This is a genomic window from Pseudomonas sp. 1L-C-7-B-C1, from assembly GCF_057291635.1.
The window spans coordinates 139,257-152,922 of sequence record NZ_JBXAWH010000003.1; the positions used below are offsets into that span (position 1 = coordinate 139,257).

Genomic DNA, 13,666 nt, shown 5'->3' on the forward strand with positions numbered 1-13,666 from the left:
AATGTGCGGGATGCCATCACAAAAAAAGCCGTGACGCACCACTGCGTCACGGCCCTGGTCACACGATCAGCCCATCAATCCAGACGAAACGCGATCACGCTGTCGCCTAACGTGGTGCCGAGCGAGCCGTGCCCGCCGGCCGAGATGACGACGTACTGCTTGCCGTCGCTGCCCAGGTAGGTCGAAGGCGTGGCCTGACCGCCGGCTGGCAGCTCCTTCTCCCAGAGCACGTCACCGGTGTTGATGTCGTACGCGCGGATGAAGTTGTCCGCCGTGGCGCCATGGAACACCACGCCGCCCGCCGTCACCAGCGGACCGCCGTGGGCGACCATGCCCATCGGGAAGCCAATCGGGAAGCGGCCCGGCAGGAAGGCGGTCTTGAGGTTTTTAGTGGTGCCGGTGCGGCGCATCCACTCGGTTTTGCCGGTGGTCAGGTCAACCCCGACCATGCGGCCCCACGGCGGCGCGATGCACGGCACGCCCAGCTCCGAGGCGAATTGCTTGATGCGAATCGCGTAATCGCCCTTGAAGTTCTCGTTCCAGTACGGCGTGCCGTCTTGGGTGAACAGCCGCTTCTCGGCGGTTTCCGGAGTGCGCTTGATCAGGTTGTAGGTGTAGGCCAGACGCACCGGCGCAGCGATGAGGATTTGCCGATCCGGATCAACCGCCACCGAGCCCCAGTTGAACGCCCCGATGTTGCCCGGGAAGATAATCGAGCCTTGCTCGGTGCTCGGCGTCCACGGATTACCGTCGTAGCGCAGCTTGTTATAAGTGGTCCGGCAGGACATCTGATCGAACGGCGTCAGGCCCCACATGGATTTTTCGCTCAGCGCTCCCGGGATGAAGTTGATCTTCGACACCGGTTGAGTCGGCGCGAAATGCTCGCCCGGCACGCCGCCCTGGGTCGACACCTTGACCTGATCGACCGGGACAATCGGCTCGCCGGTCAGTCGGTTCAGCACGAAAATGTTGCCCACTTTGGTCGGCAACAGCAGCGCTGGCTGCTTGCTGCCCTCCTTGCCCACGTCCATCAAGGTCGGCTGCGACGGGTTATCTCGGTCCCAGAGGTCGTTGTTCGAGGACTGGAATTTCCACTTGAACGCACCGGTGTTCAGGTCCAGCGCCACCAGCGTGTCACGGAATTTTTCCGTGTTGCTGTTCGGATCACGGTTGATGCCGAGTTCGTCCGGCGAGGCGTTGCCGAACGGCACAAACACCAGGCCATTTTTCATGTCGGCGCTCAGCGTGCCCCATGCCACTGGCGTGTCCTGCGGGTAGTTCTGGTCGGCTGCGATCGGTTGGGTCACCTCAGGATTGGCCGGATCGAAATTCCACACCAGCTTACCGGTCACGGCGTTGTAGGCACGGATCACACCCGACGGGTTGCCGTCGTTGTAGCCGTTGTCCATCACCGAACCGCCGACGATGACCAAGTCGCCGGCGATCAGCGGCGCGGCGGTCTGCATCAGTGCATGGGGACGGATCTCGCCCATGTTGGCGCTGAGATCGACCACGCCGTTGTTGCCGAAATCGCTGCACAGCGTGCCGGTGTCAGCGTCCAGGGCCACCAGTTTTGCGTCTGCGGTGGCGGTGATGATGCGCTTGGCGCATTGGCTCGGTGAGGAATCGGCCGCAGCGGTTGCCGCCGGCGCGTAGTAGCTGACGCCACGGCAGGTCTGGTGCTGCTGCAGGTACGAGCGGTTCTTCTCCGGCGCCCACTTCCAGTCCAGCGTGCCGGTTTCAGGGTTCAGCGCGTGCACTTCGTTGTGCGCGGTGCAGAAGTAGACCCGGTTGTTGACCTTCAGTGGCGTGGCTTCGAAGGTGTACTCACCGGCGTCTTTGGCGGCATCACGCAGGTCGCCGGTGTGGTATTCCCACGCCACGGAAAGCTTCTTCACGTTGCCGGCGTTGATCTGGTCGAGGCTGGAGAAACGCTGACCGCTGTTGGTGCCGCCGTAGGCGACCCAGTCATCACCGGCTTCGCCCGTGCTGCGCGCTGCCTGCGGGGCGTCGATTTTGCCGGCTACCGGGTACGGGTCGTAAAACATCACCGCCAGCACGATCAGCATCATCACCCCGACAGTGCCACCCAGAAACGGATGAAAGCGGCGCGTGTCGCCCGGGTTCTGTGCCTTGTACAGCGGACGCACCACCCACGGCAGCGCCAGCCACAGACCCAGCAGTGCGAACAGGTCGCCGCGCGGAATCCACTGCCATTTGTCGAAGCCGACCTCGTAGAGGATCCAGATCAGAATCGCCCACATCAGCAGCGCATACACCGTCAGCGCCGACTTCTTTTTCAGCATCAGCAGCACCGCCGAGGCCAATACCGCCAGGGCGATAATCGAGTACGCCGCCGAGCCGCCGGCGGCCACCAGTTGCGCACCCATGTACAACAGGGCAATGGCGAAAATCGCCATCACCACCCCAGTCACTCTCAAGATCATTGTTGGTTTTCCGTGTGGGGGCCGGTGATGGCGCCCGGGTGGTAAGTGGGCGAAAGCGGGAGGTCCGAGCCACCCGTTCGCAAGCGTTCCCGCCCATATTAACGCCCGCACCCCGCGCCCCGGAAAACTTTGTTACACCTTTGCAAGCGTCTAGCGCAGGGCTTGTGGGGCACCGGCGCCGTTCAACAGCTGCATCTGCTGACGATAATCGTCGGTGACCTGGCGCGCCTGGCTGCTGCTGTTGATGACCCGCGGGGTAATCAGCACCAGCAACTCGGTGCGGTCTTTGGATCTGCTGCGATTGCCGAACAACCAGCCCAGCCCGGGCACCCGGCCCAGATAGGGCACGGCGCTGACGCTGTCGCTGTTGTCCTGCTTGATCAGCCCGCCGAGCAACACGGTCTGCCCGCTTTGCGCCGCCACCTGGGTCGACACCGAGCGCGTCGAAATGCGCGGGTTGCCGTTCACCGTCACCGTGCCGTCGGCGTCGCTGACCTGCTGCTGAATGTCCATGTACACCAGCCCGCCCGGGTTGATGCGCGGCACGACATTGAGGATCACGCCGGTCTGCAGGTACTCGACACTGCTCAGGGTGGTGTTCGAGACGCCGGTGTTGACCGTCGTTTGACTGATGGGGATGTTGTCGCCGACCTGGATCTGCGCATTTTCGTTGTTCATCACCACCAGCGACGGCGCCGACAGCACCTGGGTGCGGCCGTTGGTTTCCAGGGCATGAATCGCCACTTGCAGGTTGGTGCTGACAAAGGAATAGAACAGCGAATCAGTGGCCCCGAGACCTGCCCCGCCGCCACCGAGCGCACCTTGACTGCCGGCGGTGTTAGCGACGGTGGTGCTGGTGGAATTGCCGGCCAGGCGGCCGAGGTACCACTGAACGCCCTGATCCAGCTCGCCGGTCAGCTTGACTTCGAGAATCCGCGTTTCGATCTGCACTTGCAGCGGCGCATTGTCCAGGCGCTTGATCGCTGCTTCGATCTCCTTCCACTGCGCCGGGCGCGTACGCACCAGCAATTGGTTGCTGCTTTTCTGCGCCGAAATGCGCGTGGTTGAGTCGAGGCCTTTCTGCCCATTACCCGAGGCAGCAGTGGCCGATGAGCTGCTGTCGTCGGCACCGCTGTCACTGCTGGCGTCCGCGTCTTGTTCCTGCTCGTCGTCCGAAGTTGCCGTGCTTTGAAGCCCGCTTTGGGACATCCCGACCTGGCCGCTGCTGTTCAAACCGGCGCTGCCACTCAATCCGCTGCCCGAACCCAGCCCTCCAGAGGTACCGCCAGACGTGCCGCCTGTCAGCGACGACATCGACCGTGTGCGCAATCCCGGCGCCACCTTGGCAGCGCTTTCCTCTTGTACCGCGCCCGTGCCGTAGATCTGCTTGAGGTATTTCGCCAGGTCGGTGGCCTTCATGTTGCGCACGTCGTACACGTACAACTGCGGCTCGTTGCCGCCGCCTTCGTCAATGGTGCGAATCCACGTGCCCACCTCGTTCAGGTATTCCGGCTGGGAAGAAAACGCCACCACCGAGTTGGTCCGCTCAATGGGCAGGAAGCGCACCATCCCTGCCAACGGCATGCCGCTGTCCGGTCCGAACAGCTTCTGCAGCTCCGGCATCAGCTCGCTGACCGAGGCCCGTTGCAGGCCGAACACGCCCACCGACATGCCCTTGAGCCAGTCGACGTCGAAGGTGTCGATGGTCTGCTGATAGTTCGCCAGCTCCTCGGTGGTGCCCGCCAGGCTCAGCACATTGCGCGCCGGGTCCACCAGCAGGAACGCGTTCTCCCGGGCAAATGGCTTGAGCAGTTTCTGCATTTCCGTGGCGGAGATGTAGCGCAGCGGGAACAGCCGCGCCGACAACCCGGCAGACGGCTGGGCCACGGCCATTTCCGGCACCAGCTTGCCGGCAATCGCCTGGCTGGCCGGGAGGATGACGTAGCGATTGCCCTGACGAATCATCGCGTTGTCGGTCCATGACAGCAGGGTCTCCAGAATCGACAGCGCCTGCTGCGGGTTGACCGGCCGGGACGTGGAGAAGCTCACCTCGCCCTTCACCCCTTGGGCAATGGTGTAGCTCTCGTGAAGCATGTCGCCGAGGATGCTGTTGACCACCGCTTCGATGGGCTGGTTGGCGAAGTTGAAGACGATATCGCCTTCCGCCGCCCGGGGCGTTGCGGCTGTCGGCGCCGGTGTTTTCACGAAGCGCTGGGTGCCCCGGATGATCTGCCGTGTGCCGGTAGTCGCCGTTGAGCCGTCCGCAGGATTGGCTTGTGCCTGGACCGGCATTTGCTCGCTGCGCGGGTCGACCGGCCGCCGCTGGGTGCCGGTTCCGTCCAGCGCCTCGCGCAGCATGCCGTTGTCCGGCTCAAGGGCCGTCGGCGCAGTGGTGCAGCCGCTCAAGGCAACGGCCGCTGCCAGGCACAGCAAGGGCGAACGCAGCGTCGCGACGGGTTTCGTGCTAGAGGCACGGCGCAGGGAAGGATTACGGGGCAGGTTCATGGAGGTCTTCACGGGAAAGGGAAAGCGGTGGTTGAGTCGACGGCGTTGGCAATCGCAGGCGCCGAACAGTCAGGGTTTCGTTGCGCTCGCCGAGGCCGAACGTGGCACTCGTCGGGCTGATCGCGCGCAGGGTCCAGCCGTTGGGCAGCGGCCCGTTGAGGCGGACTTTCAGCGCGGGGCCGGAGGCCGGTTTGATGAACGCCAGCTGCACCGTGCCGTCGAGCAGCACGCCGGTCAGGGTCAGCCCGGCCAGGCTGGACGCTGCCTGAGTGCCGGACTGTTGCAGGTCCGGACGGCGATCGACGCTGAACAGCGGGGTCTGCCAGCTGTTGGCCAGGCTGGGCAATTCCACGCGCGATAAAGAAGGCGTTTTTGCCACGACGGCCGGGCGATGATTCGGTTCGGCAGGCAGCCAATCCGCCGATTGCCAGGTGCCGTTAAGCACCAGGGCGATCAGCGCCAGCAGTACGAGGGCGACGGCCATCAGCACGCGCTCGACCGTGATCGGGGAGCGCGTCATGGGGCGGCCTGCGCTGGGTCGGTTTGATCGGCCGTTGCCTTCGAAGCAACCGGCTGCAGATAGCCGCGAATCAGCAGTTGCACAGTCAGTCGCCCTGCCCCGCCTTTGCCCGGCGCATTGCTCGCGCGACGCACGCTCATGTGATCGATGAACAGCAACGGCCGCTGATATTCCAGCCCGTGCAACACCGCCATCAATGGCTCAATCGCGCATTCCACGGTGACGCTGACCTTGACCTGGCGAAACGGCTCGCTGCCGTCCTGCTCCGGGGTGATCGGCATCCGTTGAGTGAGCGTGCAACCGGCGCCTTTCGCGCCTTGGGCCGGGATGACGTCCGCGACGTGCTGCATGAGATCGGCGGCAACCGCGCTGGGGTCTTCGCCGGTCAACAGGCTCGCGCTGCTGGCCGGGTCCTGCTCGGCGCTTTCCAGCGCTGCGCTCAGGCTTTCGCGCTGTTGCACCAGGCCAACGTAGTGTTGTTGTTGGGACCTGAGCTGCTCGGTCTCTTCGCCCATGTCCCGCAGCGGGCCGGCGAACCAGCTGTCGATGAGCAGCCAGTAGCCTGCGCCCATCACCAGGGCGAGGACGATCAACGCAGCGCCGCGACGCTCACGGGGCGTCAATTCACGGGGTGTCAGCGTTCGGCGCATCGACGGCCTCCTGATGCAAGCGTGCGTGGAGGGAAAAGCGCTCTTTGCCGCTGTCGGCGTCGGCCTGAATGACGCCCTGAAACTGCGGGTTTTCCAGGCTTGGGCAGTCTTTCAAATGGCTGATCAGCGCACTGGCGCGCACGCTCTGGCCGGAAAACGACACGTCGTCAGCGTCGATTTCCAGTTGCTCCAGCCAAGTGTCGTCGGGCAGGCAGGCGGTCAATTCACTCATCAGCGCAGCCATGGTCGGGCGCGCGGCCTTGTGCCGCGTCAGGTAATCGGCGGCGCCGAGGGTATTGGTCAGTTGCTGACGCAGCTGCTGGACCTGCGCCACCTGGCCTTTCAGCGACTGCACTGTCGCGCGCATGCCTTCCAGGCGTTGCTGACGATCGTGCAGCCAAAGGCCCATCAGCGTGACGAGCAGCACCGCGCATAAGCCGACAAGCATACGACGCCGGTCCACCCCCCCGCGGTGGTTTACCGGTCGCGCGGACTCGGGCAGCAGATCGATCCCCAGCGGCGTGCCGTCCTCTGAGCAGACGTCCACCCGTTGCGGCGTCAGGCCCTGGGCGGCGCACTCCGCCAGAATCGCGTGCATGCGCTCGCGGAGGATGGCGATCAGGGTGATCTGCAACCCGCCTGCGCTGCGGCCGTCCTGGCGCACGACGTAGAACAATTGATCGCGGGGATACGGCGTGTATTTGTCCAGCTCATAGCCGACCACGGCAGTGAGATCCCGCGCGGCCGCTGTCGGCAATTGCAGGCGATGGATCATCACCACAGTGGTCGGCAGCATCAGCACTTGGCGGGCGCCGACCTGGATTTCAGACGTAGGCGTCACGATTGGCCAGCGATGGGTCTGCACGGCTATCTCGGGACTGAGCCGATTACGCCACCGCACCGGCACGCAGCCGCGCAATTCCGCCAGCCAACGCTGCCAGAACCGTTGCGCCACGCTGCCCTGCCAGCGCTGTTCGCCACTGGCCAGGTACGCCCGAAGCGGCGCAGGGACTGAAAAGAGTGAATTCATTCTTGCCAACGCAGCACCCGATACGGCAGAGCGTTACCCTCCGATGGGGACAGTAGAACGGTGGTCTGAAGCCGGGCGATGACGCCGTCCGGCAGTTGTGCCTGGCTGTCGATGCTCAGCACGCTGCCGGGGTCGGTGCCCGTGGCTGTCTGTTTTGGCAGGTCCAGGGCGCTGCGCAGCAATGGCGAGGCGAATGCGGCGTCCGGCCGCGACAGGCCACTCCACAGCGTCACTTCTGGCGCCATGCGCTGGTACAGGTGTTGGGTCATCCCCGGGACCTGGCGCAGTTCTTCGATAACCCGCAACGGCGCGGCGCTGCCATCGCGACGTGCCTGCAAGCCTCGGGTCAGCTGCGTCGCTCGATCGCGATCAGCGCCGCAGGCCTGGGCGACGCGGGCGATGTCCTCGTTGCTGGCCGCATTCAGATCGAGCTTGCCGCGCTCGCTGCTGACGCTGAGCACAATCCGCGCGTCGTCGAATGCCAGCGGCACGGCGCGGCCATCGGCGATCCAGCGCGCTCGGTGATTCCCGTCCAGCAATGCCTGCAACGCCAGATTCATGCCGGCCTGGGCGGCCAGCAGCGCCTGGGTATGCTGTCGCTGCCATAACGCCTGGCGCGTTTCGAGCTGTACCCAGCCGGCCAGACCGCCGAGCAACAGGCTCAGCGTCGCCACGGCCCAGAGCACCAGCAACAGGGCCACGCCGCGCTGCCGATTCATTGCCCGCCTCCCGCAGCTGACGCAGCACCGGAAGCCCCGCCGGACAGGTCCAGGCGCAGGGCAATCACTTCGCCGGGCCAGTTCACCGGGCCGTCTATCTGCACCTCGACGCGCACGGCGTGAGGCAAACGGTTGGGCCACGGCCATTCATTCAGCCAGCTGGTGGCCTCACCTTTTGGCGTCATGCCGCGATAGCTCAAAGACAAGCCTTTCACGCCGTGAAGCAGCACCTGCGGCTCGCCCCAGGCGCGCAATACATTGTCCTGGACCTGGGCGAACGCGATCTGCAAGCGACGGTCCGCTGGCGGACCGGACACTTCCACGGTGTGCCGCTGAATGCCGCCCCCCAGGTTGCCCGGCAGGGTCGCTGCAAACTGCATGCGTTGCGCCGTACCCACGAACAGCCCTGCGCCGGAATGGTCGTTTTCCGCCAAATCCAGCGGCAGCGCCTGGCTGATGGCCTGGCGCAAAAAGCTTTGGGCAGCCCGCCGCTCATCCAGGCGTGAGGTGTAGTGATCGGCCTTGATCACCGCGCGGTTGGCACCCACCAGCGCGCCGCCGACCAGGGTCAGAAGCACCGCCAGCAGGCTCAGCACGATCATGATTTCCAGCAGTGTGAAACCGGCTTGGCGTTTGCTCATTGGGTGCTCGTCCTGGCCGGACTGACCAGCCGCAGGGTGCTGAACCGCGCCTCACGCCGGCCTTCGCTGACGATCACATTCACCCGCAACATTCGCGGCTGGCCGGCGGCGGTGGGCAACGCCCAGACGTTCATTGCCCATTCAATGCCATCGTCCATCACGCCATTGCTCAGCCCCGGTTGCAAGGCGCCGACGGCCTGATCATCGAGCACCGAACGCGCCGCCTGGCTGAGCCGGTCCGCGCGATCAACCTGCTGCAACGAGCGAGCGCTTTGCCCGAACGCCATCAGCAGCACGCCACTGCACAGGGCCATGACCACCAGCGCGGCGAGCATTTCCAGCAGCGTGAAACCGGCCTGACCGATGTGGGCCTTCATGGCAACGCGCGGCTCTTGACGCTGCCGGTCAGCCAGCCAACGTCGATGCGCCAACGCTGCTCGCCCTGGAACACCTGCAGATTGCCGCCGCTGGAACCGCCGTCCGGGTAAAACGCAAACGCTGCATTCAGATCCGCCGCCGTGTTCAGCTGCACGCCCACCTCGGCGGGCCATTGTTGCGGCCGTCTGCCGGGGGCCTGAAAGGTGCGGCGCTCAAGATCGAAAGAGGTCTCGCGAGTCTGGCCGCTGATAATCGCCGCGCTGCGGGTTGTGCGCAGGGCCTGAACCATTTGCTCGAGCAACTGGCGATCAGCCGCCTGCTGCAAACCCTTGTGCAAGCCAAACCCGACCACGCCGATGCCGATGCTCATCAAGACGATGACCACCAGCATCTCCAGCAGGGTAAAACCACGGCTTGCCCCAGGCGCGTTCATGCTCGCCGATTACTCCCAGTTGCCCAGATCGGCGTTGTAGCCTTCGCCGCCGGGCTGGCCGTCCTGACCGTAGAAAATCAGGTCGAACGGGCCGTGCTGACCCGGGGAACGGTAGCCGAAGGCATGACCGAACGGGTCCTTGAGGTCCGACGGCTTGGCGTACGGCCCGGCCCAGCCTGAGGCGTTGGCCGGTTTTTCCACCAGTTGTTGCAGGGTTTTTGGCGGCGAACCCAGGTCCAGGCCATAGCTTTCAATCTTCATGCTAAGGCTCGCCAGTTGCGCCTTGCCGGCACCGTATTTGCCCTTGTCGACGTTGCCGCCGACCTGGCGCACGACGATGGTCGCCACGATGCCCAGCAGCACGATGACCGCGAGCATCTCCAACAGGGTGAAGCCGCGCTGGCGGGGGGTTGCAGCGGTGAACGGCGTGCGGCGCATCGGTCTGGTTCTCTGTTTGAAAGGGGGTGGGCTTCAAATATTGCTGGTCAGGCTCATCAGCGGCAGCATGATGGCCAGCATGATCACCGCCACCAGCACCGCCATGACCACGGTCAGGGTCGGCACCAGCGCGGCGAGCATGCGGTCGATGCCGCGTTTGGCCTCGACGTCGAACACGTCGGCCACCTTCAGCAACATGGTGTCCAGTTCGCCGGCCTGTTCGCCGACTTCGATCATTTGCAGGGCCAGGTCCGGCAGCAGCGGTTGCTCGCCGAACGCACTGGCCAGGGTGCCGCCGCCTTTCACCGATTCACTGGCCTGCTCGACCTGCTGCTGCAACGCTCGGTTGCTGCAGACTTGCCGGGCGATGACCAGCGCCTGCAACAGCGCCACGCCGTTGTTCAGCAAGGTGCCGAGGGTGCGCGCCAGCCGGGCCGCTTCGATGCGCTGCAGCAACGGGCCGATCACACGCATGCGCAACAGACGCCGGTCACGTCGCAAGCGCCGTTGCGGATCGCGGGCGCGCAACGCGATGCCCCAGATCAGCGCGATGCTGCCGGCCAGCAGCATCAGCCCGTATTCACTGAGGAACTGCCCGAGCCAGAGAATCGCCTGGGTGATGAAGGGAATCGGCACGCCGAGGTCGCGGAAGATCGGCACGAATTGCGGCACGACATACGCGAGCAGCAGCGCCAGGGAGCCGAGCACGCCGACCACCAGAAACGCCGGGTAGATCAGCGCGTTGATCACCTCGCCGCGCAGCATCTGGCTGCGCTCCAGGTACTCGCTGAGCTGACGCAGGGTGTTTTCCAGCGCGCCGCCGGCTTCCCCGGCGCGGACCATGCTGATGTACAGCGGCGAAAACTGCCGGCCCTCTTCTTCCAGCGCCACGGACAGCGGCTTGCCGGCCTTGACCTGCTCGCGAATGCGCTCGATCAGCGCGCGGGTCTGAATCTGGTTCCGGGACTGGCCGGGTTGGCGCAGCAGAATGGTCAGCGAGCGTTCCAGCGGCTGGCCGGCACCGAGCAGGGTCGCCAGTTGCTGGGTGAAGCTCATCAGCGCGGCGCCGCTCAATGCGCCGCGGCCGAGGGCCTGACGCAGACCGCCCAGATTCGACGGGTCGATCTGCAGGACCATCAAGCCGCGCTTGTGCAGCAAGGCGATGGCGGCGTCACGGTCGGCGGCGTCCAGCAAACCATTTTGCTCAGCGCCCTGTGCGTCCAGCGCGCGGTATTTGAACGGGGTCATGTCATTCGCCTCGGGTCACGCGCAGGACTTCTTCGAGCGAGGTAATCCCCGCCACCGCCTGCCGCAAACCCTCCTCGTGCAAGGTGCGCAACCCGGCGCGCCGCGCGGCGTGCTCAAGGGTCGAGGCATCGGCGCGGCTCATCAGCAGGCTGCGCAGTTCTTCGTTCATCACCAGCAATTCAGTGATTGCACTGCGGCCGCGATATCCGCCGCCCGGCGCGTCGCTGCGCGGGCGGTAGAGAAGAATCGGACGCTCGTCGGTGAAGCGCTCCAGTTCGTGCTCGTCGATCAGCGCCTGGGGTGCTTCGAAGGCTTCGCGGGTGAGCGGATCGAGGCGGCGCACCAGGCGCTGGGCGAGAATCCCGTTGACCGTCGAGGCGATGAGGTAGCTCTCGACACCCATGTCCAGCAAGCGCGTGATACTTGCCGCCGCGCTATTGGTGTGCAGCGTCGACAGCACCAGGTGCCCGGTCAGCGAAGACTGAATGGCGATGCGGCAGGTTTCCAGATCGCGCATTTCACCGATCATGATCACGTCCGGGTCTTGCCGCACGATGGAGCGCAGCGCCCCGGCGAAGTCCAGGCCGATGGCCGGCTTGACCTGAATCTGGTTGATCCCTTCGAGCTGGTATTCCACCGGGTCTTCGACGGTGATGATCTTGCGTTCGGCGGTGTTGAGCCGCGACAGCGCGGTGTACAGCGTGGTGGTTTTGCCGGAGCCGGTCGGCCCGGTCACCAGCAGAATGCCGTGGGGCCGTTCGAGCACCGCCAGAAAGGCATCGAGGCGCTCGCCGTCGAAACCCAGGCTGGGGAAGTCGAAATTGATGGTTTGCCGATCCAGCAGACGCATGACCACCGACTCGCCAAAACTGGTGGGGACGGTGCTCACCCGCAGGTCCAGCTCCTTGCCCTGAATACGCAGCATGATCCGGCCATCCTGGGGCAAGCGCCGCTCGGCGATGTCGAGGCGCGCCATGATTTTCAGCCGGGAGATCACCGCTGCCGAAGAACTGGACGGCGGCGCTTCGGCTTCGTGGAGCACGCCGTCGATGCGATAACGCACTTTCAGCTGGCTCTCGAAGGGCTCGATGTGAATGTCCGAGGCGCGCTGCTCGACGGCCCGCTGCAGGATCAGGTTGACCAGGCGTATCACCGGTGCTTCCGAGGCCAGGTCCTTCAGGTGTTCGATGTCTTCGGGCGAGCCGTTGTGGTCGTCGAGGGATTCGATCAGCGTGCCGATGGCGCTGCGGCCCTGGCCGTAATAGCGCTCGATCAGCGTGTCGACGTCATTGCGCGAACCGATCGACAGCCACACCGGCACCTGACAGCAATAGGCAGTGGCTTCAAACGCATAGGGCTCGCAGGGGTTGGCCGACACCACGTGCAGACCGTCTTCGCGCCACGCCAGGGGCACGACCTGGAAATGCCGCATGAAGCGCTCGGTCAACGCCGGCAACGGATCGAGCATGTCGGCCGCAGCGTCGAGGGCCAGCAGTGGCGTCTGCAGCAGCGCTGCCCAGGCCCGGGCCATCTCGGTTTCCGAGACCAGCCCCAGGCGGGTCAGCAAGGCCAGCAGACTGGACCCTTCGGATTCGGCCATCAGGCGCCGCGCCCGCTCCAGATCAGCAGCCTTCAGCCCGGCGTTCGTCGACAGCCACGCGCAGACCTGCTCGGCGTCCGGAATCTTCAGTTGTCTGGCGTCGAGCGGGTTGAGCGGCATGGTGGCTAGAGGTCTGGATGGATAAGGCTTGGATGGATAACGGTGTACGGCGTTGACTAATTAATAACGGAGTCGGACTGTTTAATAGCGCCCACGCGTTATAGGCCGTGAGCAATTAATCCCACGGCTGTCATACAGGCGACGTTGAACTTTAGTGCATCTAACGACTTATTAGCGGACCACGGATTGCAATTAGCCGCCAAAGTTGGCGAGTGTGCGTCGACAACTAAGGCGGCTATGCAGTCGTCTGATTGGTCGAGGATTCCTCAGCGCGGAGAGAGCTTACCAGCAAGCTAAACCTAATAGCAATTAGGTTTTTGAGATTGCAATTAAAATACATGAAGACTCCTTTTCATAGGCGTTTTCCGCCATCAACGGCGGTCTTATTGGTTGTTTATTGCGTTAAACAGCATCTATCCGCTCACCCCTCAACACCAATCACCGCTACAAGGCCGCGCTACACGTGCCTTTTCGATCACCGGTCGTCTAATTAAAAAATAATCTTGCAAACGCTGAACTAATCAGTAGATTCCCCGGACTTAACGTTCGTCCTGTTCCCCTCTGGACGGGTTTTCACGTTTATTTAATTTCCACACCCCATCAATCGAGAAACAATCGATGAATAGACCCCTGCTGTCTGTTTGCAGCGTCGTGCTTTTCGGCGCCTGCAGTTTTGCTGCTGTTGCGGCGGACTCTACGTCCAGTCAAAACGCAACTTCTGCAGAAACCGTTCGCGCCCAGGTTGAAAAACAGCGCGACCAGCTTTCTGGCGTCGACAAGGTAGCCGTGCCGACCACCAAGACCTCCTCTGCGGTGCTTGATGCTCCCGTCGACACCGGTGATGCGCCGGTACTGGTGCAAAAGCCATGACCGACCGCCACGACATCACGAACTGCCACCCGCCCACGAGGACGTTGCCCTTGTCAGCTTTCAAACA

General features: G+C 64.0%; 13 protein-coding genes. 1 reads left to right on the forward strand and 12 read right to left on the reverse strand.

Going from position 1 to position 13,666, the window contains the following annotated elements:
* Positions 1–74 precede the first annotated feature (74 nt).
* The 12 genes from AC0Z8Z_RS06200 to gspE form a co-directional block, all read right to left on the reverse strand.
* A complete protein-coding gene (locus AC0Z8Z_RS06200; RefSeq protein WP_485618436.1) occupies positions 75–2,447 on the reverse strand; it encodes a membrane-bound PQQ-dependent dehydrogenase, glucose/quinate/shikimate family in 2,373 nt (790 codons plus the stop codon).
* Between the two features lie 150 nt (positions 2,448–2,597).
* Positions 2,598–4,952, reverse strand: coding sequence for a type II secretion system secretin GspD (gspD, locus tag AC0Z8Z_RS06205; protein WP_485618437.1), 2,355 nt, complete (start codon positions 4,950–4,952; stop codon positions 2,598–2,600).
* Positions 4,936–5,472 (reverse strand): hypothetical protein, encoded by a 537-nt coding sequence (locus tag AC0Z8Z_RS06210; protein WP_485618439.1) that lies wholly within the window; start codon positions 5,470–5,472, stop codon positions 4,936–4,938. Before AC0Z8Z_RS06210 ends, gspD begins: the two co-directional genes overlap by 17 nt.
* A complete protein-coding gene (gene gspM, locus AC0Z8Z_RS06215; RefSeq protein WP_485618440.1) occupies positions 5,469–6,122 on the reverse strand; it encodes a type II secretion system protein GspM in 654 nt (217 codons plus the stop codon). Before gspM ends, AC0Z8Z_RS06210 begins: the two co-directional genes overlap by 4 nt.
* The gene (locus tag AC0Z8Z_RS06220) at positions 6,097–7,152 is read right to left on the reverse strand and encodes a PilN domain-containing protein (protein ID WP_485618441.1); all 1,056 of its coding nucleotides are present in this window, start codon (positions 7,150–7,152) and stop codon (positions 6,097–6,099) included. Before AC0Z8Z_RS06220 ends, gspM begins: the two co-directional genes overlap by 26 nt.
* Positions 7,149–7,871, reverse strand: a complete 723-nt coding sequence (locus AC0Z8Z_RS06225; RefSeq protein ID WP_485618442.1) for a type II secretion system minor pseudopilin — start codon at positions 7,869–7,871, stop codon at positions 7,149–7,151. Before AC0Z8Z_RS06225 ends, AC0Z8Z_RS06220 begins: the two co-directional genes overlap by 4 nt.
* Positions 7,868–8,512 carry a prepilin-type N-terminal cleavage/methylation domain-containing protein gene (locus tag AC0Z8Z_RS06230; protein ID WP_485618443.1) on the reverse strand — a complete coding sequence of 215 codons (645 nt, stop codon included), beginning with the start codon at positions 8,510–8,512 and terminating at the stop codon, positions 7,868–7,870. The genes AC0Z8Z_RS06225 and AC0Z8Z_RS06230 overlap by 4 nt, the downstream gene beginning before the upstream one ends.
* Entirely contained in the window at positions 8,509–8,889 is a 381-nt protein-coding gene (locus AC0Z8Z_RS06235; RefSeq protein ID WP_485618445.1) for a PulJ/GspJ family protein, read from the reverse strand. Before AC0Z8Z_RS06235 ends, AC0Z8Z_RS06230 begins: the two co-directional genes overlap by 4 nt.
* Complete coding sequence (locus AC0Z8Z_RS06240; protein ID WP_485618446.1) at positions 8,886–9,323, reverse strand: GspH/FimT family pseudopilin; 438 nt, start codon at positions 9,321–9,323, stop codon at positions 8,886–8,888. Before AC0Z8Z_RS06240 ends, AC0Z8Z_RS06235 begins: the two co-directional genes overlap by 4 nt.
* A 9-nt stretch (positions 9,324–9,332) precedes the next feature.
* Positions 9,333–9,761 carry a type II secretion system major pseudopilin GspG gene (gene gspG / locus AC0Z8Z_RS06245; protein ID WP_485618447.1) on the reverse strand — a complete coding sequence of 143 codons (429 nt, stop codon included), beginning with the start codon at positions 9,759–9,761 and terminating at the stop codon, positions 9,333–9,335.
* Between the two features lie 33 nt (positions 9,762–9,794).
* Complete coding sequence (gspF, locus tag AC0Z8Z_RS06250) at positions 9,795–11,009, reverse strand: type II secretion system inner membrane protein GspF (RefSeq protein WP_485618449.1); 1,215 nt, start codon at positions 11,007–11,009, stop codon at positions 9,795–9,797.
* A gap of 1 nt (position 11,010) precedes the next feature.
* Positions 11,011–12,729, reverse strand: coding sequence for a type II secretion system ATPase GspE (gene gspE, locus AC0Z8Z_RS06255; RefSeq protein ID WP_485618451.1), 1,719 nt, complete (start codon positions 12,727–12,729; stop codon positions 11,011–11,013).
* A gap of 618 nt (positions 12,730–13,347) precedes the next feature.
* On the opposite strand from gspE, the gene AC0Z8Z_RS06260 reads away from it, so the two are divergent.
* Positions 13,348–13,599: a hypothetical protein gene (locus AC0Z8Z_RS06260; RefSeq protein WP_122624976.1), complete on the forward strand. Its 252-nt coding sequence runs from the start codon at positions 13,348–13,350 to the stop codon at positions 13,597–13,599.
* The last annotated feature ends 67 nt before the right edge of the window (positions 13,600–13,666 follow it).